The organism is Turicibacter sp. KK003, assembly GCF_037014675.1.
Classification (GTDB): Bacteria; Bacillota_I; Bacilli_A; order MOL361; family Turicibacteraceae; genus Turicibacter; species Turicibacter faecis.
The window spans coordinates 1,306,652-1,329,880 of sequence record NZ_CP142738.1 but is presented as its reverse complement, the minus strand read 5'-3'; the positions used below and the strand labels follow the sequence as shown (position 1 = coordinate 1,329,880).

Genomic DNA, 23,229 nt, shown 5'->3' with positions numbered 1-23,229 from the left:
AGGGTCTTTGAAATAAGATAAAATGTCTTGTTTTCATAAGGCGTGATTGGACTAAATGACGGGAATTTCACAGAAAGATGTCTTTCAAGTTGAAAAAGGGTGAATAAAGGCATGAAGCGCTGTTTATGATTAGACGGTGGCAACTGATTAAAGAAATTTCGTCCTTAGTTTAGAAAGAGAGGGGAGAAGATGAAAAGGTTTTATGAAAAAATTGTCCAGTATAAAAAATGTTTAGTGGTCTTGTTTACTTTCAGTGCCCTCCTTTGTTTGTGGGTCGGACAACGTGTGGCAGTCAATTATGATATTGCGGATTATCTCCCATCTCATAGTCCATCAAGTCGTGCCTTAGAGGTGATGGAGGAAGAGTTTGAAGGAGGAATTCCTAATGCGCGCGTTATGATTTCAAATGTAACGATTGCTGAGGCGTTGGAGTACAAGGAAAAGTTAGCTCGTGTAGAAGGGGTGGAAGCGGTCACCTGGTTAGATGACGCCGTTAATATTTTACAGCCGTTAGCTACCCTTGATCAGGAGCAGGTTCAAACTTATTACCAAGACAACACAGCCTTATTTACTGTAACGATTAAAGAAGATATGCGTATTGAGGCGGTTCAAAATTTACGTGAGCTGATTGGAGAGGATCAGGCAATGAGCGGAAGTGCTGTCTCAACGGCGATTTCTACAACAGCTACAGTGTCTGAAGTTCAATTAATTTCCGTGTTTGCCGTGTTATTTGTCTTAGTGGTCCTTGTTTTGACGACCACCTCGTGGGTAGAGCCTATCATTGTCTTAGTTGGGCTCGGGGTGGCGATTGCTATTAATAAAGGAACAAATCTGATGTTTGGTGAAATTTCGTTTGTGACCAATGCAGCCGGAAGTATTTTGCAGTTAGCAGTTTCGTTGGATTACTCTGTCTTTTTATTGCACCGATTTGAGGAATGTCGTCAAACAAATAGCGATGTGAAGTCGGCTATGGTTGAGGCATTAGGGAAATCAACCTTGTCTATTTTATCGAGTGGATTAACGACCGTGATTGGGTTTTTAGCACTCGTTCTCATGCAGTTTAGGTTGGGGCCGGACCTTGGTCTTGCTTTAGCGAAAGGGGTAGCCATTAGTTTAATCGTCGTGTTTACGTTTATGCCGGCCCTTATTTTACTTGTTTACCGTCAAATCGATCGTACGAAACATCGTCCATTTGTTCCAAAACTCCAATCGCTTGGAAAATGGGTGAGTCGGCTATCGATGCCTCTTGTTATCCTCTTTGCTTTAGTGATCGTTCCCTCTTATTTATCCTCAAATGCCAATGACTACTATTACGGGGCGTCACACATTTTTAATGAAACGACACAGTTAGGAGCGGATACCTTAGCGATTGAAAAAAGGTTTGGACAAAATGATACCTACGTGTTGCTTCTGCCCCAAGGAGATTTAGCAACTGAAACAAAGCTGTCTCAGGCATTGAATGAATTACCTCAAGTGAAAAGTATCATCTCGTATGTTGATTTAGCGGGAGCAGAAATTCCATTGAGCTATTTAGATGAGACGACGCGAGCTAAATTGATGTCTGAACATTATAGTCGCATGGTACTTTCTGTCAATGTGCCCTATGAAGGTGAAGAAACGTTTTCGGTTGTGGAGACGATTCGCCATATTGCCAACCAGTATTATCCTGATGATTATTATCTAGCCGGGGAAGGGGTGAGCACCTATGATTTAATGAAGACAATTAGCACAGATATGACGAAGGTGAATTTAGTGGCAATTTTAGCCGTGTTCATTGTTCTAGTGTTTTCATTAAAATCGGTGTTACTTCCTATTTTCTTAGTTCTTAGTATCGAAACTGCCATCTGGTTGAATTTAGCAATTCCTTATTTTTCAGACACACCGATTTTTTATATCGCTTATTTAATTATTAGTTCTATTCAATTAGGCGCAACCGTTGATTATGCAATTTTAATGACGGATCGGTATCGAGAAAATCGGATGCAAGGGTCTAAAAAAGAAGCCGTCATTCAAACGATAATGGATGTAACGGTCTCGATTTTAACATCAGGTAGTACGTTAACAGTGGTCGGGTTATTGATGGGATATATTTCAAGTAATCAACTCCTTGGCCAATTAGGTCTTTTTATCGGACGAGGGGCTATTTTTTCACTCATTATTGTGCTCTTTGTTTTACCGGGAATTCTTTATCTATTTGATCATTTTATTATTAAATCTAATCCTGTCTTTTTAACAGAAAAAGAAGGGGAAGAAGTTGAGGAGGCGCTCGCATGAATCATCGAAAAAAAATAGTGGGAATGTCACTGGTAGCTTGTGTGTCTGTACCTATGCTGTCTCCAGTGTTAGCCTACGAGGAAAATACGAATAAAGAAGAGGTTGTTTATGTGAATTTAAATGGGGATGGATCGGTGGACGATATTTATGTGGTGAATATTTTTAATCCGTCGGAAACCGGAAAAATTTATGATTATGGACGGTATAAAACCGTTCGTAATATGACAGGGACTCAAAAGATTCACTATAAAGCGGATGAGGTGACCATAAACGCCTCTAAGGAACGGTTATATTATGAGGGGCAACTTGAGACAAAGGAAATTCCATGGAAGATTGAAGTTCGTTATTTTTTAAATGGAAAAGAGTACGAGGCGGATCAGGTAATTGGAAAAAGTGGGGAGTTAGAGATTCACGTTTCTATTAAGGAAAATGAGTCACAGGCGTCGAATTTCTTTGATCAATACGCGTTACAGGCGACCTTTTTATTAGATACGAATCGCTGTGAAAATCTGGTGGCTGAAGGGGCAACCATAGCGAATGTTGGTCATAATAAACAGTTAACTTATACGCTACTGCCTGGTAAAGGGGCCGAATTTAAGATAACGGCATCGGTCGAGGATTTTGAAATGGAGGCAATGGCAATTAATGGTGTCCCTTTAAATTTAAATATTGAAGTGGAGGATGAGGAGTTATTAAATAAGGTGACGCAGTTAACGGAAGCGATTGAGCAACTTGATGATGGAGCTTCACAATTAGTTGAGGGATCCAGTGATTTAAAAAGCGGGGCAACGGGTGGATTAGAATCAGGGGTTTCGGCCCTTGAGGAAGGAGCCCATACCTTAGAAAATGGGGCCGCCACGCTAAAAGATGGGGGAACGTCATTAAAAGGGGGCGCCCAAACGATGAGCAATGGAGCGACAACGTTAAATGAGGGCCTTGAATCTTTAAATCAAGGGATTCTCTCTGTTTCGGAAGCTTTAACTACATTAAATAACCAGTCATCATCTTTAACTGAAGGATCTTCTGAAATAAAGTCAGCCCTAGCCCAGATTCAACAGGCACTTGACCAAGTCTCTGTGACAACGGATGATTTGAGTGCATTAAGCAACGCATCGGGAGAGATACAAACAGGAATTGATACGCTAGTTACCGGGGCTAATACGTTAGCACAATCGGTTAGTTATGAGAGTTTCGTTCAAGCGATGGGGCAAAATGGTCTTGATATTCAAGCACTTGGGCAAAATAACATGGAAGTTGCCAATCAGGTAGAGGGACTCGTGGGTGCGTTAACAGCCCAACTGGGGACGTTACAAGAAGCCGGAATGGATACAAGTGCTCTCGAAGCTCAAATTGGACAGCTCACTCAAGTCGCGAGTTTATTACGTGCAAATTCTGCGGCCTTTGAGGGAACGAAAACTTATTTTTTAACACTAAATGGCGCCGTGAGTCAATGGGTTGAAGGGGCAAGAACCTTACAGACAAGCTATCAGACATTTGATACAAAAATCAACGAACTTGTTCAACTTTTAGGTGGCATGGCCTATCAGTTGACAGAACTATCCACGGCAATTGATACACTCGTTTCTTCTTACGAATCGTTAAATTCAGGGATATTAGCTTATACGGATGGGATTGCTCAACTATTGGACAACTATGACCAGCTTGTGAAGGCAGCGGGTCAACTTGTTCAAGGAAGTAGTGACCTAGCAACAGGAGGTCAAACACTTTATCAGGGAACTGAAGCATTATTAAATGGCATCACCTCGCTGTATGAAGGGACTGGATCGTTACGAAATGGTGCAGGTGAATTAGATGAAGGTGTCGCCAAGCTTTTAGTGGGAATTAGTCAATTAAATAATGGAACGCACACGTTAAAAGCCGGAACCGAAACCTTAAAAAATGAAACGTCGGGAATGGATCAAGAAATCACTCGTCAGATTGATACGCTGCTTGAAGAAATCACGGGGGGGAGCGAAGACATTGCCTCATTCGTATCGGATAAAAATACCCATGTTGAATCTGTTCAATTTGTCATCAAGGGAGAATCCTTATTGAAAGAAAAGCAAGAACAAGCCGTTGTGAAAGAAGAGAAACAGACTTCATTTTGGGAGAAGCTTATTCAATTATTTCACTAGAATGGGGGTAGGGCTCATGATGCGTTAAGGATGAGCCCCACCGTCCTCTTAACCCGTTGACTAATTTTGATGAATATCGTGAGAGGAAAGAGGATTGACAACATCGGAGAATGACTTATTCGGTTATTTTATGAGAGATGTGTATGTCACCGTAAAAAAGAACATATATATAGAAGGGATGCAAATGAAAAAATAACATCAATGATTTGCATCAGGATGAAACGAGGGGGGATTCATTTGTTATTATCAGAAATTAAAGTATCCAAGACACCAATGACACTTTCTTTAGTTGAAGGAGACTCGATTCATGAATCATTAAATGGTCTTCTTGACCGATTAGTGGCTACCTTTAATGAGGATGAGTTTTATCAGTTAACACAAGGACTTTCAATGGAAGAAAAGTCAGCATTTATTCAATCGTATATCTTTGAAAACTTAAATGAACAGGGGATTCGAATGAATAAAAAGGAACTTGCACATATTTTGAAGTTATGTCGTGATCTTGTTGATGAACTCGTAGATATGCAAGCACAAGAAGCATAAATGAAAAAGGACACTTATTGGGGAGTGTCCTTTTATCGTCCACGGGATGAGATTTTTAAAATAATAATAAGGGAGGTTCAGTGAATGATAAGAAAAGTGCAAACAGATGAATACGGGCTATTAACCGACTTTTTATATGAGGCCATTTTTATTAAAGAGGGAGATGTCCCTCCAGATCGCGCCATTGTTTATGAGCCAGAACTGTCACTTTATGTTGATAAATTTGGTGAATCTAGTGACGACGAGGCCCTCTGTTATGTCTTAAATGGCGAAGTAGTTGGCGCCATATGGGTACGAATAATGGAGGATTATGGCCACATTGATAACCAAACGCCTTCCCTCGCCATGTCCGTTTTAAAGCCATATCGCCATCAAGGAATTGGTCATCAACTACTACAAGCCATGCTCGATCTACTGGCGAAAAAGGGATATACCGGCGTCTCCCTTTCCGTCTCAAAAGAAAATACCGTCGCCATCCACCTCTACCAAAAACTCGGATTTATCCCCCTCCAAGAAAGAAAAGAAGACCTCCTCATGATGTGCTACCTGGGTCCCCTGCGCCACGTGGGACAATCTTTGATTGGCATCGTGGCTATCCCCCACTGGTAGGGAGTGGTCCCCTGCGCTAAGGAGTGAGAGAAACGAACTCCTAGCTATCCTCCACTAGTAGGGAGTGGTCCCCTGCGCTAATGAGTGAGAGAAACGAACTCTTAGTTATCCCCCACTGGTAGGAAGTGGTCCCCTGCGCTAATGAGTGAGAGAAACGAACTCTTAGCTATCCTCCACTAGTAGGGAATGGGTCCCCTGGCGTACGAGGCATAGCCCGTACATATCCTCAACTGCTAGGGAATGGCGATCGAGGTTATTTCAGAAATGACGGGGTTAGTTATAAACGATGTTAAAAAGTTAGCTAACAAATCATAGAGTGGATAGAGCCTTCTTACGGGAAGGTTCTTTTTTTGTTTTGAAACGGCATTTTTTTAAAAAGATGGGTATAGGTTGCTAAAATCTGACATAGGTATAAAGAGAATGCGTATTTTATGGAAGATTTTGTGTTCGTTCAATGTCGTGATTCGGCTTTTTTTAAGAATACTTTTTATCGAACGAATTTTTTGATGAAGGATGGACGCTTAATCTTGTACATCAGGGGGGAATGGGTGATGAAATCAACGTTAGTTTCGAAAGATTTTATGTTAGTGGTCATCGGACAAATCATTTCGTTATTTGGGAATGCGGCGTTAAGGTTTGCTTTGCCATTGTATTTACTAAACTTAACGGGCTCTTCGGCAGTTTACGGGACGGTGACAGCTTGTGCGTTTATTCCGGCTATTTTATTATCACCTATTGGTGGAATCGTGGCGGACCGTGTGAATAAGCGCAATATTATGGTTTTGTTAGATTTTGCGACGGCGCTCCTTCTCGTCCTTTTTTTAGGAATCGTCGATGTATGGAATCCTGTCGTTTTGATTGCTCTTACGTTGATGATATTATATGGAATCGCCGGGGCTTACCAACCATCCGTACAGGCGAGTATCCCCGCGCTTGTTCATGAAGATGAGGTGATGGTTGCCAATGCGATCATCAATACGATTAGCTTTTTTTCATCGTTAGTCGGACCTGTCGTTGGGGGGATTTTGTACAGTGTCTACGGATTAAAACTTATTTTATGGATGTGCATGGCCTGTTTTGTGATATCCGCTATCATGGAAGTTTTTATCAACATTCCATTTGAACGACAGGACTCTAGAATGGGGTTGTGGAAGACGGTTCGCGAGGATCTGTTAACAAGCTTTCACTTTATCAAAAAGGACAAGCCCATCATTGGGAAAGTCCTAGTCATGACATGCGGGATTAATTTGTTTTTAGCGTCCATGGTGATGGTCGCCCTGCCTTACTTAATCACCGAAGTATTGGATCTTGGAACTTTACCGGTGAATAGTCTTTATGGATTTGCTGAAGGGGCCCTAGCTGCTGGGGGACTTGTCGGTGGGATTTGTGCCGGAATTTTTGCCAAAAAACTCCCCGTTCAAACGGCGGGAACGATGCTCGTTTGTTGCGTCTGTTGCGTGTTTCCACTCAGTGTGTTTCTTCTTGTTTGCTCCTCGGGGCTTGTAAACTACTTCGTTTTAACGGGATGCTGCTTTTTTATCATGATGTTTTCAACGATTTGTACGGTACAAATGATGAGTTTCGTTCAAAAGGAAACCCCTTCTCACCTCGTTGGAAAGGTGGTCGCCCTAATCATGACCCTTTCAATGTGCGCGCAACCGCTTGGCATGGCCCTATACGGAATCCTTTTTGAGGCATGCCAGGGCATTGAGTTTATCGTTTGTCTGATGGCTGGAGCCATTTCATTGGTGATTGCCTTAAAAACTTGTACGATATTTCATCGTTTTGAAGAAGACCTTGGGGTTTTTATTCAGGGAGAACAACGGGAAAATTTTTGAATCGCTCTGTCAGAAAGGTTTAAAATAGAAGATAGGAAAAAATAGGACGGTTTTTTAATCCTATTTTTTTTATTTTTAGTAGTCAACTCCATCATGGGGGAGCAGGTGCTTTTTAAAACGGTGGGTGATGGTAGGTTTAAACAGGTTGTTGATTGAATCTTCTAATCAAGTATGATACGATAATAAAAATTTAGATCAAGGGAGGAATGCGTCATGACCCTTCAACAGGTCGGAACACGAAAGATGGAGACCGAGCGGTTAGTCTTACGCCCCTTTCAGGTACAGGATGCACAACAGATGTTTGAAAATTGGGCGAGCGATGAGGAAGTGACACGCTTTTTAACATGGCCTACCCACGAATCGGTACAAGTAACGAAACAAGTGCTTGAATCGTGGGTGTCATCCTATTCTAATCGGGACTATTATCAATGGGCCATCGTATTAAAGAAAACGGGACAAGTGATTGGAAGCTTGAGTTTAATGAACGTTAACAACGAGACGGCAAGCGCTGAAGCGGGCTACTGTATTGGACGTGCGTATTGGAATCAGGGAATCGTAACAGAAGCCTTCAAGGCGATGATTTCTTTTGGGTTTGAACGGATAGGTCTTGACCAACTAGAGGCTTATCACGATGTTAAAAATCCGGCTTCTGGACGTGTGATGCAAAAATGCGGACTTCAACCGTGTGGTCAATGTCTTCGTCCTAATCCAAAGGGAGAAAACGGCGTCGTATGGTGTGAAAAATACATCATCCAATCACCGAGATAAAAAAGCGAGGTATGCCGCCTCGCTTTTGTTGTCATAAACAGAGTATGAAAATTTTGAGAATTGGATGATGCAACGTCGTTGAATGTGTGACTCGTCACGTATCAATGATTAAAAAATGGCATAGACTAATAATAGAACGCTAACATTCTATTTTATTTGGTGAAAGGAAGGGGTACAATGCGTGGGCTAATGTGGATGATGTATGTTGCCTTACTGACTGGAAGTTGTGTCATGATTGATCTTCATCAATTAAAAAAAGACGGGATCTTGACGAAGGTGTTGTTGTCGAAGGGATGTACTTAGGAATGTGTCTTAGTGTTGTTTTAGCGAGTGTGCTTCATTTTAATGTATGCCTTGGAATATTCCTAGGACTATTAGTCGGTGGAACGTTTGGATTCTCCTTACAAACGAGTAAGAATAAATAAAGATAAGAAAAAGATGATTCGGGGGGATCATCTTTTTACATTCCAAGGTAGTCCATGTATTCAGGAATGGTCATGAGGGGCTGTTGTAGCTTAGTTTTTATTTCTTCAGAGACGTTATTTTGTAACACGAGTTCTTGGCCTGCGGCTTCAACACTTTCTAACCAGACATTGACTTTTTGAAGGACGTCTGGATTTTTGCTTTTTAGTAATTTCCCACAGTTTCGGTAAATTTCAAGAATCGGTTCGGCACACGCAACAGAGGCGCGTAAGACATCAAAGTTATTTTCTCCTGGAAATCCAGAATTAGAGAGGATGACGATTTTTTTAGGGGTTGAGTCTTGATTTTTCATATCGAGGTGACCGTTGGTTTCCATCATTTGTGGGACTTTTAATGGAATGAGTCGATCAATAAAGTTTTTGAGAAGGGCGGTCATATTCCACGTATAAATCGGGGTTGCAAAACAGATAATATCTGATTCCCGGTATAGGTTTAATAGATGTTCCATTTCGTCGGCAAGTACGCAACGTCCTGGTGTTTTAAACCAACAGGCAAAGCATCCTTGACATTGAAGGATTTTGTAATCTTTTAAATAAACGTGTTCAATTTCGGCTCCTGCAATGGCTGCTCCTTTTAAAAAAGACGCGGCGATGAGGTGAGTAGCGCTCGCCTTACCTGCAGGGCTACCGTTAAATACAGTAACTTTCATGAATAGTTTCCTCCTTTTTACTGCTAAATGAGCGGTTTGATGAACCTCGAAAAGTATACCATCGACGCATTTAAAAGACTATCCACGGGTCGTAGAGTCATGATTCGTTGCGAGTCGCTAGTGAAGTCGATGTCGTTTTTTATTTCCAATAAAGGTGTTTTGAAGAAAATAGGGGGGGCTAAGGCTGAGTTAGGGTTTTTTATTTTATTTGGGTTTACAAATGATGGGAGAATACTCTAATAGTATTAGGTAACAAGGGTTGCGTAACATTTGTTTCTTAAAAAATGAAGAGGTGAGTACGTTAGGATGATATGAATGAAGAAAGAAGGTGTTTGGTGTGCCACCTAAAGTTAAATATACAAAGGATGAGATTATTTGGGCAGCACTGGATCTCGCACGAGAAGGTGGGATTCGCTCGGTGACAGCAAGAGGATTAGCAGAGCGACTAGGGTGTTCAGTGAACCTATTTTTGGCCTTTTTGAGAACATGGAGGAAGTCCTCGAAGCGGTGCTTAAAACGGCTAATCAGTGATATGAGTCTCGGTTAGAGGCGGGGATTTCTTCGGGTAAGTATCCACCTATGCGATGGGGGCGGCTCTGCTTGCCATCTTCTTCTTTTTACGTCAAATGAGACGATAGGTTGGAAAGATCACGAACCGTTTGAGGAATGTGAGACGGTTGTGAAGAAGTGGTCTTACTTGATGAGGGGTCACTTTTTTTGTAAGAATTTTAATTTTATAGGAGCAAATCGATGTCTTTTCAACTAAAATGAAGAGTTTTAGCATAGAATATAAAGAAACAATGAGTCTTCAAGAGAGATTTTTTAAAAACCTGAGGGGTCAAAACCGGATGGAATCAAAGTGGTGAATGGAGAGGATGAAATGTTAGTCTTTGATGAATACGGAAACCGGGAGAATCCGACGCTATTGTTGTTACATGGCGCTGGCGTTTTGGATACTTTTTCTGCCCAATATGAGGCGTTTAATGATTATCATTTAGTCGTGCCTCATTTATCTGGAGCTGGCGAATCGGCCCATCTTCCATATGAACCGAAGCAAATGGTAGCAGAACTGATTGCGTTAATGGATCATTTATCAAAAGAAAAAATCGGCGTGATGGGGCATTCACTCGGTGCCCAACTGGCGTTGTTACTAGTGACGACGTGTCCCGAACGGTTCGCGTTCGCTATTTTTTTAAGCGCCTGGGTGAATCCAAGCGTCTGGCGTGTAAAGATGTATGAGAGTGTCGCTCCGTTAGGGGCAAAATTGTTACATTTAAAATGGGCCATCCGACTTCAAGGAACGTATTGGCATTTAACACAGCAACAAATCGCCTATATGTGTAAGTATTCTCAACACATCACGCCGGCGGTCTATCGCTCGTTTTTTCAGCATACGGTCGTGTTGGCCGACCTTTTGGAGTATGACACGTTATCATTACCGATGCTTGCCATCTGCGGTGATCAAGAGATCCGTGCGATGAAGGAATCCCTTCGCCTACTGGCGAAAAATCCGTATTGTCAGACGATCATTTTAAAACGAGCGGGACATGATTTTGTCATGAAAAAGGCAACAGAGCTCCATCCAGTGTTACGAACCTTTATCTCTGCCACTATGCAGGGACAGGAGGCATCAAAAGGGGGGTGGTCGCATGAAGCGACTTTATAAAACGCGTAAAGGAAATATGGTTGATGGGGTGTGCGGAGGAATCGCAAACTATTTAGAGGTAGACCCGACGATTATACGTCTGCTTTGGGTGGCGTTTTGTTTCTTTTATGGCGGAGGATTTTTGGCCTACCTTATTTGCATGATTATTATTCCAAGGGAACCGCTCGATGAGGAGAATAAGGGGGAATGAAGATGAAAGTGACGATGATTCATGGACAAAATCATAAAGGATCGACGTATCATCTCGCACACCTATTAGCCGATCACTTAGAGGCCGAGGTGACGGAATTCTTTTTACCGAAAGATTTCAATGCGACGTGCATCGGATGTGGGCAGTGCTTTTTAACGTCCGAGGAAAAATGTCCACATGCACCAAAACTTAAACCAATCACCGAGGCGCTCGATGCCGCCGATGTCATCATCTTAGCAAGTCCTGTTTACGTCTACCATGTGACGGGGGCGATGAAATCATTTCTAGATCATTATGCGTATCGCTGGATGATTCATCGGCCAGAAGAAAAAATGTTTTCAAAACAACTCGTCTGCCTTTCAACAGCGGCAGGAGCTGGAATGAAGCGCACGAATCAAGATTTGGCAGACAGTGCTTATTTTTGGGGAATCGCGAAGACTTATCGTTATGGGGCGGCCGTACGGGCGACTTCGTGGAAAGACGTCGATGAAAAAATGAAAGCACGCCTTGAACGAGATATGAAAAAACTTGCTCAAACCATTAGACGGCGTGATAAAAAAGTTCAACCGGGATTAAAAACAAAAGCCTTTTTTTATTTAGTCTGCAAGATTCATCGTCAGGGCTGGCCGGAGGCCGATTGTGCTTATTGGCATGAAAAAGGGTGGGATATGAAAAAACGACCTTGGAAAAAGCAATAACTAAGGTCTAGCTGATGCAAGGCATCAGCTTTTTTTAAGCAAGCAGGGGTCACACTGAAGGATAAGGGGCATATCTCAATTAGGAGTGGAATACGATAGTAGCAACGGGTTGTTTAAGGAGGTGGCGAGCGGGATGAACCTTTTATTACATGATCAAGAGGCCGGTTCAGGTGAACCTTTGTTGTTACTTCATGGAAACGGGGAGGATGGGACTTATTTTAAGCATCAACTTGCCTATTTTTCTTCTTCGTATCACGTCTTTGCGATTGATACCCGGGGGCACGGTCAGTCCTCACGGGGAAGTTGTCCGTTTACGATGGATCAATTTGTTGAAGATCTAAAGCATTGGATGGCGCATCGGAAAATCAAGTCGGCGATTATTTTAGGCTTTTCTGATGGTGCCAATGTGGCGATGAAATTTGCATTTCGGTACCCCACTCATGTCCGAGCGTTAATTTTAAATGGAGGGAATTACGATGCGACCGGGGTCAAACGTAGTGTGCAATTTCCGATTGAAGTTGGCTATCGTCTCTGTTGCTTTTTTTCACGCTATTCATCGGAGGCCCAACGAAACATGGAAATGCTTGGTCTGATGGTGAACGAGCCTCGTTTAACACCTAGGCAACTGGCAACGATTGAGGTTCCAGTTTTAGTGATTGCTGGTACGCGGGATATGATTAAACGGTCACATACAGAGGCATTAGCTCGGGCCATTCCACGCTCAACCCTCGTGTTCATTCGTGGGAATCATTTTATTGCGAGGAAGAAGCCTGAGGCATTTAATCGGGCAGTGGATGACTTTTTAAGACATCTTCAGGAAAAGGAGGGATGAAATGAAGCCAAAAACATTGACGGTCAGGGGCGTGGCGACGGTTTCACTTCCACCGGATTGGATTGACCTTCAACTTCGCCTAACCACACGGGCCGCAACTTATGAACAAACGTTAGCGGAGATGGAGCATCAAATTCAGGGGGTGGCGACCTGTTTAGAAAGCATTGGATTTCTAAAGACGGAAATTAAAACGCAACGATTAGATGTCTCGCTTGATCGCGAACAGGTGAAAAATGAAGCGGGAGATTATGAGTTTGTCATCATCGGTTACGTCGCACAGTGCGTTCAACATCTTTCCTTTGATTTAGACCTTGAGCGACTGAGTCAAGTGGTGTTAGCACTTAAACACTGTTCGGCGCATCCAGAGTTTGACGTAACGTACCGCCTCAAGGATCGGAAGCGTCTTCATTCATTACTTCTAGAGGCGGCGATGGAGCAAGCGATCGAATCCGCTCGCGTCCTCGCGACAGCAGGAAACGTTTCACTGCAATCTATTCATTCGATTGATTATCAGGGAAATGCCTGGTTAGGTGGGGAGCACGGCCGGCTTTTAGCCGTCCAAGATGTCACTGAAAAGATGGAGCTTTATCCTGAGGAGATCGAAGCGAGTGATGAGGTGACGGTTGTCTTTGAAATCGGAGATTAGGGGGGAACTTAGTGATGAACAGAGAATTTTTATACGAAATGATTCAAACACCCTCTCCATCAGGAGCAGAATATGAATTACAAAAAAAGGTGATTCGCTACATGAAACCTCATGTAGATACGTTTTTAAGTGATGCCACGGGAAATGTGATTAGTGTATTAAATCCAAGCTCACCGTGTAAGGTACTCCTTGCGGGCCATGTGGATGAAATTGGGTTAATGGTAACTAAAATAACGGAAAGTGGAAAACTTCGGGTAGTTAACGTTGGAGGGATTCGCGTTCCCCTTTATTTAGGACAAAAGGTGCGTGTCCTGACGGAATCAGGGGTTGTTCACGGAGTGGTTGGTGTGACACCTTCGTTGCTCGATGATCGTTATTTGCAAGCCGATGACCTTTTTGTCGATATCGGAGCGACCACGAAGGAGGAGGCTTGTCAGTTTGTGAAACCGGGAAGCTACCTCGTTGTAGATACGGATTATCGTGAACTCTTGAATGACTGTATTTGTGGGCGAGCCCTTGATAATCGGTTAGGGGCCTTTATTGTGATTGAAGCACTGCGTCGTGCGAAGGAACTGGGCACGACGGTTGGAACTTATTCGGCAACAACGGTCGGGGAGGAGACGACGTTGCGAGGGGCGATTTGGGCGGCTAAACATGTCAAACCCACACTGGCCATTGTCGTTGATGTGACGTATGCAACAGATTATGAGGATGCCTTTTCTGAGGAAGTCGGAGATATTCGAGTAGGGGGCGGCCCTGTGTTAGCCAATGGCTCGATTATTCATCCTTTATTAAATAAAACGTTAGAACAATTAGCCGATCAGTGGTCCATCCCATTGCAGTATGAGGCTGCCCCGGGTCGAACGGGGACCGATGGGGATGCGATTCATCTTCGAAATGATGGAATTCCATTGGCGCTTGTTTCAATTCCGATTCGTTATATGCATTCTGGAAGTGAAGTTGGATCCTTAAAAGATGTCGAATTAGCGATTGAATTGATCGCTCGCTTCTTATTAAGGGTAGAAGAAGGTCTAGATTTGTCGCCTTACAAAAATCTTCTTTAATTTTTTATAAAAAGGCTTGCATTTAGGGGATGAGGATGATATGATTAAGCCATGGAAATGATAAAAAATTTCCTACTCCAAATAGTTAAAAATACTTATCTGTATAATTGTTAAGATATGGTTAACTAGTTTCTACCCACGACCGTTATCTCGTGGACTACAGGTAAAACTTTTGTATGTCCTCATCATACATCCTTTTTACTTGTGAAACACCGAAATGGCCGTCGGTGTTTCTTTTTTTATTTTTTAGAACGAAACGTCACTTAGCTAAACGTTAAGGGCGTATTTTTTTATTGAGGAGACGTTAACACATGAACAAAACGTTAGATTATTATAACCAACAAGCGTCGCTTTATAATGAAACGACGTTTTCGATAGAATTTGACCAAAAACGCGCCTTTTTCTTAAAGTATCTTCAACCGGGCGCTCATATTTTAGATTTGGGATGTGGATCTGGTCGGGATAGTCGAGCCTTTTTAGCCCAAGGGTATCGCGTGACTGCCATAGACGGTTCTATTGAACTGTGTAAAATAGCGAGTGAACAATTAGGACACCCTGTTCGTTGTCAACGATTTGAAGAGCTAGACGATGAAGCTATTTATGATGGAGTATGGGCGTGTGCCTCATTACTTCATTTACCGACCCCTGTTTTAAAGGATGCGATTTATCGGGTAGAACGTGCCTTAAAACCGGGTGGATATTTTTATGCTTCATTTAAATATGGAACTTATGAAGGGGAGCGGGATGGACGCTACTTTAATGATTTTACTGAAGAAAAATGGAGGGATGTTTTACATGACTTCCCATCTTTAACCCTTCAAGAACTCGAGGTTACAATCGATGTCATTCCTGGACGTGAAGAGATTCGGTGGCTAAATGTCATTATGAAAAAGGCGAGTAAATTAGGAGGGAGATAACAGAGGGGAAACGTTCCAATCGGGAACGTCCCCGAAGTTACCCAATGCTAGGGGATGTTTGTCGTCTTTTTCAACCCAATGGGATTGGGGGAAGGCGAGTCGTAGTAAAGGGCTAAGATTGGAAGAGATAGGAGGAGTTTGAATGCGATGGAAGTTATGGAAAGTAAGTGGGCTTATGGTGAGCCTCCTTGTCTTTTTGAGCGGATGTCAGAATGCGGTTGATCCAGTGCCTGACGAGAAGGTTGAGGCTTTGGAACCTGTACTTGAGGAAAATACGGTCGTTGCTGATTCAGTAGAACCGGACGATGTTGAGGAGGTGCCAACGCAATCAACGGAGGTGGGGAAAATCCATTTTATCAATACGGGCAATTCAGATGCTATTTTAATTGAGAATGGCGGCGAATTTGCGATGATTGATACGGGGGATACAGATGATGATGCAACGGTGGGTGCTTATTTGAGACAGCAGGGTGTGACGCGATTGTCTTATTTAATTTTAACGCATTACCATGCGGACCATATTGGGGGAGCTGATACGGTGTTAAGGGATTTTGAGGTTGAGACGACGCTTGTTCCAAATGGTGATGCGAATACGAACGTTTATCGGGAGTATATTGAGGCACTTTCGATGAAGGGATTGAAGCCAAGTGTCCCGCTAGAAGGGGCAACCTTTCATTTAGGGGAGGCCACGCTGACGTTGTATAATACGTCAGGGGGGCACAGCAATGAAAATAATAATTCGTTAGTTGTTTTATACGAACATGGCGACGATCGGGCGTTGTTTACCGGGGATGCAGAAGCTGAAATTGAGCAGACGTTAGAGGTTGGCACAGTCGAATTGTTAAAAGTGGGCCATCACGGATCTAAAACGAGTTCAAGTTCTTCTTTTATTAATCAGCTTCGGCCGAAATATGCGGTTATTTTGACGGGGCAACCCAATCAATATGGTCATCCACATGAAGAAACATTACAATTATTTGCCTCAAAAGGAATTTTGGTTTATCGGACAGATGAACAAGGGCATCTCGTTTTTCAATCGACCGGACATGGGTTTGAAACAGCGCTCAGCCCGGGATCTTACACGCCAGGTCAAGGGCGTTTAACACCAGAGACGAACCCCTCGAATTCGCAGCCCCCTCAATATAAAGATGATAATCCCAATGGAATTTATGACCAAGAGCCAACAGGGCAACGGGAATCGTATCAAAATTGTACGAAGTTAAGAGAGGTTCATCCCGACGGCGTTCCAAAAGGGCATCCGGCGTATGAGTCGAAGCATGATCGCGATAAAGATGGCTGGGCGTGTGAGCGATAAAACCAGCTAGCTTTTATTAATCATATTTAAGAGGATAGAAGACGCGGGATTTTATGCGACTGAAAATAGTTTCATTTTGATTTAATTATGTCTAATAAAACTAGTTATAGCACGATGAGGGGAGAAATTTTATTGAAAGGTATTCATAACTTTATCCAAAAATATGGTCAATCAATCGTGACTGTAACTATGATCTTACTCATCTTCTCTATAGGCTTTGGGAAAGCGACTGTTTTAAAGAGTGTCATTATATTTTTACTCGTTCTTTTATTAGCTTTTATGCCTGATAAGTTTTTTGACGATGAAGATAGTGATGAAAAACGTTAATTTATTGAGAGGTTTCTCGAGGTAAATAAAACAGTAAGGATGGATTTTAATAACTCGGTTTAGTTCGTATTATGTTTAACGATAGGTGGGTTATTTGGGATACTTGCTTGGAATATGAAATGAAGATAAGGACGGATCATTTAAATCGTTGACGAACGAAAGAGTGGTGAAATTTTCACCACTCTTTTACATTTACCAGGTAAGATTAAGATTATTTTAAAACGGGACCTGATAATAAAGGACGTCGGATCAATACTTTTCCAATTTTTAACGATTAAGGTCTCTAAAAATTAAATTTCCGTATTTTTATCTAACAACGTTTGTTTTATAATCAGTAAAACTCAAACTAACCTATTTTTGTATTTTTCTTTGAAAAAGAGACAGAGGAGGTTAGTTTTTTTATCATGAAGTGGAACAAAGCACTTCATCCCAAAATCCCCTTCACCGCTGCCAACAACGGCAGGATCAAGGGGATTAGAAACAGTTAAGGGATTGATAAAAATAAGATTAACAGAGGGGGATGAATAGTTCGTTTAATGAACTATTCCATATATTTTATGAGCGACTGTTATTTGCGTGACAGTTGAAAAGAAGGTTTTTTATCAAGGTTATTTTCATTGATAGATGCCGATAGATCTTGTCGAATGCGTGCGTTAGCTGTTGGGGAATGGTTGTTAAATCGCAATTGTCGTTAGTGAGGCAACGTTTCCTCTAGTTGTTGCTCGAATAGAAGAAGAGGCATTAGTCGTTGATGATGGTGATGGAATGGCTAGTGTAGCGATTAATGGCAGCGTAGTTATGATGGTACTAGACATTGAAATTTCAAAAGTGATGATGGTTATGATAATTCCGCATGAACTATAATCGGCAAGTGGAGCAGAGGCACTGGGTATCACCGTCGATGGCCGTGTAGTGATAACAGTTAATGATTCAAATATGTTCTAGGCAGCATATAAAAATATCTCGATGCATGAGCCAAACGGCGGATGGTAGACAGTATTATTTGATACAGCGCACTCGTATACTCAAACACTCTATATTGAAAACACTAATGATTTACCTATTCAAACTCAGTTAATGGTATCGCGTTGCCCTAGTATTAATTGTGCTTGTTTCTTAGGGGAACCACGAGAGGTAATTCGGATTTTGCCTTTCATAATGATACGCCTACTAGTTATGTAGGGGGCATTGTTATTAACGAATGTCTAGATCAACTTCTTGAGAATCGTGTTATCGTCATGGAATCTCACAAGTCTGTTAGAAATCCAGAGTTGTGATAATACCTGTTAAATGGATGAAAGAGCTAGAGTGCCCCTCATAGCCCTTTTTTATAGATTTATTAAGAAATTAGATAATTGTTCCCGGGTGAGAGGATGAAAAAATCCCGACGTCACCCAGACAAAGACATACTTCCTCCCCCTGGTTGCGACTCGTTTGCGATAATATGTCAAAACAGAAAAAAACTAAAGAGAAATTGCAATATTTTTATTTATAAAAACATAAAATGTATCGAAAAGAAGGGGGATTGGGAATGAAAAAGTACTGGTATGTTTTTGTCGCTTTGTTTGTTTGCCTCGTGTCTTTGCTGTCGGTATATTTCATTGTTTCGCTTGACGCCTATAATCCTGATGCGCCTGAGGACGAAAAGTTAATTCAAAGGTACGAAAAAGAAGTAGGATCTGAAATTGATGTTATTTATGACTTTGTTGAGGATACAGGTGATTCCTTTAGCTATTGGATTGATCATGAAAATAGAACCATCACTGATCATGTGACCTTACGTTACTCGATGGAAAATCTGACCGATGAACAAAAGGATAGCCTCGCACGCTTATCCTTAGAACTTGCAACGTTACAGTATGAAAAAAATAAGTGGGCGATAAGAAAAGATTTTCCCGGCTATACGCATACAGTCGAGGTGTTAGCGATTAATAATAGCGATCATATTTATAATTTGCACTACGACTACGATGTCCTCCGTCAAACCATTACAGACGTAAATCGTGAGATGTCTGAGGCCTCTCAATCTATGGAGCAATTTTCAATACAATATATCGAGGATCACCACACGACATTGTACTGGCGTAACTATTATTAACGGCTGAGTAAAGAAGCTTTTTTTGGGGAGGAAGAGTAAAGGTTGCGTTCATACTAGGAGGTTTTGTGTTCAAATAGAAACACCGTTGTAGGAAGTGGCACCACTCACCACCTGTGAGGAGACTAAGAGTCATGAGTTTAATTGACGCATGTGTGTAGGTATAAGTTTAGGAAGGTTGACCTTTCTAGGGTTAAAGTGGCAAAAGCCATGAGAGGGGGAGGTCCTAAATCAGTTGAAGTCTAAAATAAAATAGATGAGTTAAAAGCGGTCGTTCATAGGTCAATCTAGTCTGAGGGCCGTTTTTTTAATTTCTAAAATAGGGGACAATCCCTATAGTTGTAGCCCTCTGAATTAAAGTGTTATTTATCCGTTTAGAGTTCAGTGAAAAAGTAAAGGATAAGAAATAAAATGTACCCTAGAGAGTAGACAAATAAAAAAAGTCTACCTTCTAGGGCCTTTTTGTTATAATATTAACTATTAGATTTTAGGAGGATTTTAAATGAGCAAGAAGTTATTTACACCACAAGAGATTGAACAACTCAAACAAAACGAATATGTTAAGTCAGTATCTGAAAAAGGGATTACTTATACGAAAGAATTTAAGGAGAACTTTATTATGATGAGCGAGAAAGGAAAGTTTCCGCGAGAGATATTCGAATACTATGGATTTAATGTTACGGTGCTTGGCATGCAGCGTGTGAATTCTGCAGCTAAACGTTGGAAACAAGCCTTTAAAACCCAGGGCCCATTAGGATTGGATGATAGTCGTACTAAGAATTCTGGAAGGTCCCTAAAACGAGAGTTAACGCTAGAAGAACAATTATTACGCACGCAGGCTAAATTAGAAGTTTTAAAGATTGAGAACGAATTATTAAAAAAGTTGAGACTCATGAGAAAAATGCTCGAATAGTCTCTAAAGAAGTAAAGTTTCAAATGATTCATCAAGTAGTGAATCAGACATCAACTAAATTTAAATCTTTAATTTCTCATTTATGCGATAGTCTTGGTGTTTCAAGATCAGGTTATTATCGTTATTTTTCGTTATGTGCTGAAGAAGCTCGTTTAAAGCGATTAAAGGAGGAACAACATCGTTTAGAAGTTATTCAAAAGGCCATTTGTTTTAAGGGACGAAAAAACAAGGGAATTCGCCAAGTAGCGATGGTTCTTAAAGGGGAATTCAACATTATCTTTAACCTAAAATCTATTCATCGAATCATGAAAAAGTATGGACTATTGAGTCAAGTTCGTCGAAGCAATCCCTATCGTAAACTCGCTAAAGCGACACAAGCACATCGTGTCTGTCCAAATCTTGTTAATCGTCAATTTAGGCCATTAGAACCTTATAAAGTTCTATTAACCGATATCACTTATTTAAAATATGGAAAGGGTCAGACTGCCTATCTCTCGACCATCTTAGATAGTGCAACAAATGAAGTTTTAGCTTTTCAATTAAGTGAGCATTTAAAGATAGATTTTGTTCTCCAAACACTGAACCAACTTCAAGAAAATCCGACTGTCCAATTAACGAAGGAAACGATTATTCACTCCGATCAGGGCGTGCATTATACGAGTCCGCAATTTTCGAATCAATTAAAGGAATTAGGAATTCAACAATCAATGTCTAGGAAGGGGAATTGTTGGGATAACGCTCCACAAGAATCATTTTTTGGGCATCTAAAAGATGAAGCAGATATAACCAATCAACTGACATTTGATGATTTACTCATTGAAATTGAAGAATATATAGATTATCATAACAACTTTAGATATCAATGGAATTTAAAAAAGCTGACTCCTGTAGGATACAGAAATCAGCTTCAAGTTGCTTAGGTTTTTTTCTTTGTCCTTGACAAAGGGTACAGATTAAAATGAAGATGATTTTTAAGCAGATTTTTATCTCTCATAGAGACTATCATCATAATGAAAGGGGGGCATCCTCGTTATTGATTGCAATCAACCATCTATTAAAGTCGTTTATAGTTAGTTTTTCTCCCAAGAATGCCTTCCTTTATAACGCGATGATTGAATATCTCAAAAAAATTTAGGATCTTATATTTTTATTAAGATAAACGAGACTTAATGATAGAAAAATTCCCTTTCTATTGGTGGGTCACTTAGTGATTATTTTAGACCATCTATTCATCCTTTGCTGGAAATTATAAAAGTTGAGGGGATTGATGGGTGATAGGGATTTGAAAAAACGGCGATTAAATAAAAAAATTTTTTTAGTGATAAGGAGAATCAGCTTCTTTTCATTTACGCATAGGTGGGTTTGAAAATTGGAAATAGATGTGGATGGACTCATGATGTTTTGTAGTATATCATTAATTTGTAACAAAATACGACGCGAAAAGAGGGATTTAGATGGAAACAGGGATGAAAGTTCATTATAAAACCGTGCAAGCAGCTGAAAAGAAAGCAGAGATTGAAGGACAATTAAATGATTATCGTCAATCGATTGAAGAATATAATGCTAAATATAAGAATAGGGTTGGATTTAAGCCGAAACGTGTTTTAATTGGATATGCTAGACGATCTGAATACCGCGGGATTGATGAACAAGTTGAGGTGTTAGAAAATACCGGGTGTGGTGTTATATTCAAAGAAACCACATTGAGTGCTGATACGGCTAGAGGGCAATACGATCATATGAATGCTTTATTACAACCAAAAGATGTAGTCGTGGTGAGTGATTTAACACGGTTGGCTTGGTCAACGGTTAATCTAACGGTGTTAGTAGATGAATTTACGAATAAAGGAATTGATTTAATGTCAGTGAAAGATGCGTGGTTTAACACGACATCTGTTAATAGAGACTTTTTGTTGTCGGTGATGCGAGGGATAAATGTTTTTGAAAATGAACTGAAGTCGGATAAAACGAGAGCGGGACTTGCTAAAGCTAAACAAAGTGGCACTAAATTTGGTCGAGCATTAAAAGAAGGCGCAGATATAGAAAAGGCAATTGATCTGTATGTAAATAATGTTGATGGACTCCCTATTGGTGAAATAGCTCGAATTTGTAATGTGTCGCGTACCACACTCTGGCGCCGATTAAGAGATAGGGACTTATTGAATAAATAATAAGGAGGGGTGAACGCGTGAGTACCGATCATTATTTAAACATGATAGCGAATCTTTCCGATGATTTATCTAAAACTTTAGAAGGGGATGACCTTGATAAGATGAGTGAGGGTGAACTCCTTTCACTTTTAGATAGTTTACAAGCATTTAACAGAACAGTTGACTCTATCGTCGGCATCCATGAAGATGATTTTGATTTAGAACAAGCCGAGTTATTGTTAAGTGAATTGGATTCGTTTTTTTCGGAAAAAGAGATAGAGGATGATTCAATATTGACGAGATTTGACAACTTAGGGAAGTCATTGTGCATGGGAGCACGAGATGAAAATCAATACAAGAATTAAGGCGGAATGATTCCGCTTTTTTTTATGCTGTTTAGAGCATCAAACGGCTATCAATCACGTGGTCGCAGGCGTAGGAGGACTTCCGTTATCATGAAATTTCTTCTTTAAAGCGTGAGAAGTTTTTTTAAAAATATAAAAATTAGATAATTTTCTAAATAACGGAGAGGATGAAAATCCAAAAGGGATGGGAAGAACTAAAAATTCTACGATGAATAGTCCACAGAACGCTCAACGTCTCCTTTTTATTTCCATTATAGGGATGGGAAGAACTAAAAATTCTACGATGAATAGTCCACAGAACGCTCAACGTCTCCTTTTTATTTCCATTATAAGGATTTTAAAAACGAGCAGAAGACTTCTCATCATGCCTTTATTTTTCAACAACTGCTATTCATTGTTTTTTACGTGTTTGAAGGGGTTCTTTTGAAAAAATGATCATAAGTCATATTGAGGGTGCAAAAAACATAAAATTATCATGTGTTTCGACTCACTGTAGGGATAGGATGATCATATTCGAACGAGAAATTTAAAAATTTGACGAGCAAGGAGGAGCTTTATCTGGCTTCAACGGGGATGTGGCGTGAAAACGATCGTACTATAAATGAGTTTAATAAAGTAGCCGTGAGTTAAATGAGGGATCTCAGGATGGATAAATAGGGTGGGAGGAAATAGAAGTACCCATTGAAGCAATGAACTGCATTAAATCTGGAATCAAGCGCTATTTACTTTAAGATGAAGTTCTTCCTATCGGA

General features: G+C 40.9%; 21 protein-coding genes and 1 riboswitch. Of the genes, 20 read left to right on the top strand and 1 reads right to left on the bottom strand.

The genetic code is table 11. The features are described from left to right. The first annotated feature begins 189 nt into the window (after positions 1-189). The 7 genes from VXM77_RS06550 to VXM77_RS06520 all read left to right on the top strand — a co-directional run bounded on the left by VXM77_RS06550 (position 190) and on the right by VXM77_RS06520 (position 8,470). Positions 190-2,274, top strand: coding sequence for an MMPL family transporter (locus VXM77_RS06550; RefSeq protein ID WP_161831336.1), 2,085 nt, complete (start codon positions 190-192; stop codon positions 2,272-2,274). Then, positions 2,271-4,409, top strand: a complete 2,139-nt coding sequence (locus tag VXM77_RS06545; protein WP_338505748.1) for a hypothetical protein — start codon at positions 2,271-2,273, stop codon at positions 4,407-4,409. The genes VXM77_RS06550 and VXM77_RS06545 overlap by 4 nt, the downstream gene beginning before the upstream one ends. A 237-nt stretch (positions 4,410-4,646) precedes the next feature. Next, positions 4,647-4,952 carry a hypothetical protein gene (locus VXM77_RS06540; RefSeq protein ID WP_161831332.1) on the top strand — a complete coding sequence of 102 codons (306 nt, stop codon included), beginning with the start codon at positions 4,647-4,649 and terminating at the stop codon, positions 4,950-4,952. Between the two features lie 84 nt (positions 4,953-5,036). Further along, a complete protein-coding gene (locus tag VXM77_RS06535; protein ID WP_338505746.1) occupies positions 5,037-5,561 on the top strand; it encodes a GNAT family N-acetyltransferase in 525 nt (174 codons plus the stop codon). Positions 5,562-6,112: 551 nt separating this feature from the next. Continuing rightward, positions 6,113-7,399: an MFS transporter gene (locus VXM77_RS06530; protein WP_262950534.1), complete on the top strand. Its 1,287-nt coding sequence runs from the start codon at positions 6,113-6,115 to the stop codon at positions 7,397-7,399. 213 nt (positions 7,400-7,612) lie between these two features. After that, complete coding sequence (locus VXM77_RS06525; RefSeq protein ID WP_338505744.1) at positions 7,613-8,167, top strand: GNAT family N-acetyltransferase; 555 nt, start codon at positions 7,613-7,615, stop codon at positions 8,165-8,167. A 177-nt stretch (positions 8,168-8,344) separates the two neighbouring features. Next, positions 8,345-8,470: a hypothetical protein gene (locus tag VXM77_RS06520; protein ID WP_262950531.1), complete on the top strand. Its 126-nt coding sequence runs from the start codon at positions 8,345-8,347 to the stop codon at positions 8,468-8,470. A 157-nt stretch (positions 8,471-8,627) separates the two neighbouring features. On the opposite strand, the gene VXM77_RS06515 is transcribed toward VXM77_RS06520, so the two are convergent. Next, positions 8,628-9,299, bottom strand: a complete 672-nt coding sequence (locus VXM77_RS06515; protein ID WP_262950529.1) for a flavodoxin family protein — start codon at positions 9,297-9,299, stop codon at positions 8,628-8,630. Between the two features lie 880 nt (positions 9,300-10,179). On the opposite strand from VXM77_RS06515, the gene VXM77_RS06510 reads away from it, so the two are divergent. From VXM77_RS06510 to VXM77_RS06450, 13 genes are all read left to right on the top strand, one after another. Beyond that, positions 10,180-10,965 carry an alpha/beta hydrolase gene (locus VXM77_RS06510; RefSeq protein WP_338505741.1) on the top strand — a complete coding sequence of 262 codons (786 nt, stop codon included), beginning with the start codon at positions 10,180-10,182 and terminating at the stop codon, positions 10,963-10,965. Further along, positions 10,949-11,155, top strand: coding sequence for a PspC domain-containing protein (locus VXM77_RS06505; RefSeq protein WP_161831317.1), 207 nt, complete (start codon positions 10,949-10,951; stop codon positions 11,153-11,155). Before VXM77_RS06510 ends, VXM77_RS06505 begins: the two co-directional genes overlap by 17 nt. A 2-nt stretch (positions 11,156-11,157) precedes the next feature. Next, positions 11,158-11,853, top strand: a complete 696-nt coding sequence (locus VXM77_RS06500; RefSeq protein ID WP_262950524.1) for an NAD(P)H-dependent oxidoreductase — start codon at positions 11,158-11,160, stop codon at positions 11,851-11,853. Positions 11,854-11,986: 133 nt separating this feature from the next. Then, the gene (locus VXM77_RS06495) at positions 11,987-12,685 is read left to right on the top strand and encodes an alpha/beta hydrolase (protein ID WP_161831314.1); all 699 of its coding nucleotides are present in this window, start codon (positions 11,987-11,989) and stop codon (positions 12,683-12,685) included. 1 nt (position 12,686) lies between these two features. Continuing rightward, positions 12,687-13,331 carry an SIMPL domain-containing protein gene (locus VXM77_RS06490; RefSeq protein WP_161831312.1) on the top strand — a complete coding sequence of 215 codons (645 nt, stop codon included), beginning with the start codon at positions 12,687-12,689 and terminating at the stop codon, positions 13,329-13,331. Positions 13,332-13,345: 14 nt separating this feature from the next. Further along, on the top strand, positions 13,346-14,395 hold the full coding sequence (locus VXM77_RS06485) for a M42 family peptidase (protein ID WP_262953565.1): 1,050 nt from the start codon (positions 13,346-13,348) through the stop codon (positions 14,393-14,395). A gap of 79 nt (positions 14,396-14,474) precedes the next feature. After that, a riboswitch (purine riboswitch) is annotated at positions 14,475-14,575 on the top strand. 131 nt (positions 14,576-14,706) lie between these two features. After that, positions 14,707-15,312: a class I SAM-dependent methyltransferase gene (locus VXM77_RS06480; protein ID WP_338505739.1), complete on the top strand. Its 606-nt coding sequence runs from the start codon at positions 14,707-14,709 to the stop codon at positions 15,310-15,312. Positions 15,313-15,454: 142 nt separating this feature from the next. After that, positions 15,455-16,627, top strand: a complete 1,173-nt coding sequence (locus VXM77_RS06475; RefSeq protein WP_304940771.1) for an MBL fold metallo-hydrolase — start codon at positions 15,455-15,457, stop codon at positions 16,625-16,627. A 132-nt stretch (positions 16,628-16,759) separates the two neighbouring features. Further along, positions 16,760-16,954 carry a hypothetical protein gene (locus VXM77_RS06470; protein ID WP_161831304.1) on the top strand — a complete coding sequence of 65 codons (195 nt, stop codon included), beginning with the start codon at positions 16,760-16,762 and terminating at the stop codon, positions 16,952-16,954. A gap of 1,531 nt (positions 16,955-18,485) precedes the next feature. Then, on the top strand, positions 18,486-19,052 hold the full coding sequence (locus VXM77_RS06465) for a hypothetical protein (RefSeq protein WP_161831300.1): 567 nt from the start codon (positions 18,486-18,488) through the stop codon (positions 19,050-19,052). Positions 19,053-19,551: 499 nt separating this feature from the next. Beyond that, positions 19,552-20,882 (top strand): IS3 family transposase gene (locus tag VXM77_RS06460; protein WP_338505737.1). Its coding sequence is split into 2 segments (ribosomal slippage): positions 19,552-19,933 and positions 19,933-20,882, totalling 1,332 coding nucleotides; the frame shifts between segments, so codons are not numbered across the junction. 534 nt (positions 20,883-21,416) lie between these two features. Continuing rightward, a complete protein-coding gene (locus VXM77_RS06455) occupies positions 21,417-22,133 on the top strand; it encodes a recombinase family protein (protein WP_338505736.1) in 717 nt (238 codons plus the stop codon). A 17-nt stretch (positions 22,134-22,150) separates the two neighbouring features. Then, on the top strand, positions 22,151-22,477 hold the full coding sequence (locus VXM77_RS06450) for a hypothetical protein (RefSeq protein WP_338505735.1): 327 nt from the start codon (positions 22,151-22,153) through the stop codon (positions 22,475-22,477). The last annotated feature ends 752 nt before the right edge of the window (positions 22,478-23,229 follow it).

Coding starts and splice junctions, on each gene's coding strand:
- VXM77_RS06480 (WP_338505739.1), top strand. CDS start 14,707: ATGAACAAAACGTTAGATTATTATAACCAACAAGCGTCGCTTTATAAT.
- VXM77_RS06465 (WP_161831300.1), top strand. CDS start 18,486: ATGAAAAAGTACTGGTATGTTTTTGTCGCTTTGTTTGTTTGCCTCGTG.
- VXM77_RS06520 (WP_262950531.1), top strand. CDS start 8,345: ATGCGTGGGCTAATGTGGATGATGTATGTTGCCTTACTGACTGGAAGT.
- VXM77_RS06510 (WP_338505741.1), top strand. CDS start 10,180: ATGTTAGTCTTTGATGAATACGGAAACCGGGAGAATCCGACGCTATTG.
- VXM77_RS06505 (WP_161831317.1), top strand. CDS start 10,949: ATGAAGCGACTTTATAAAACGCGTAAAGGAAATATGGTTGATGGGGTG.
- VXM77_RS06490 (WP_161831312.1), top strand. CDS start 12,687: ATGAAGCCAAAAACATTGACGGTCAGGGGCGTGGCGACGGTTTCACTT.
- VXM77_RS06530 (WP_262950534.1), top strand. CDS start 6,113: ATGAAATCAACGTTAGTTTCGAAAGATTTTATGTTAGTGGTCATCGGA.
- VXM77_RS06545 (WP_338505748.1), top strand. CDS start 2,271: ATGAATCATCGAAAAAAAATAGTGGGAATGTCACTGGTAGCTTGTGTG.
- VXM77_RS06550 (WP_161831336.1), top strand. CDS start 190: ATGAAAAGGTTTTATGAAAAAATTGTCCAGTATAAAAAATGTTTAGTG.
- VXM77_RS06455 (WP_338505736.1), top strand. CDS start 21,417: ATGGAAACAGGGATGAAAGTTCATTATAAAACCGTGCAAGCAGCTGAA.
- VXM77_RS06515 (WP_262950529.1), bottom strand. CDS start 9,299: ATGAAAGTTACTGTATTTAACGGTAGCCCTGCAGGTAAGGCGAGCGCT.
- VXM77_RS06485 (WP_262953565.1), top strand. CDS start 13,346: ATGAACAGAGAATTTTTATACGAAATGATTCAAACACCCTCTCCATCA.
- VXM77_RS06525 (WP_338505744.1), top strand. CDS start 7,613: ATGACCCTTCAACAGGTCGGAACACGAAAGATGGAGACCGAGCGGTTA.
- VXM77_RS06475 (WP_304940771.1), top strand. CDS start 15,455: ATGCGATGGAAGTTATGGAAAGTAAGTGGGCTTATGGTGAGCCTCCTT.
- VXM77_RS06500 (WP_262950524.1), top strand. CDS start 11,158: ATGAAAGTGACGATGATTCATGGACAAAATCATAAAGGATCGACGTAT.
- VXM77_RS06535 (WP_338505746.1), top strand. CDS start 5,037: ATGATAAGAAAAGTGCAAACAGATGAATACGGGCTATTAACCGACTTT.
- VXM77_RS06495 (WP_161831314.1), top strand. CDS start 11,987: ATGAACCTTTTATTACATGATCAAGAGGCCGGTTCAGGTGAACCTTTG.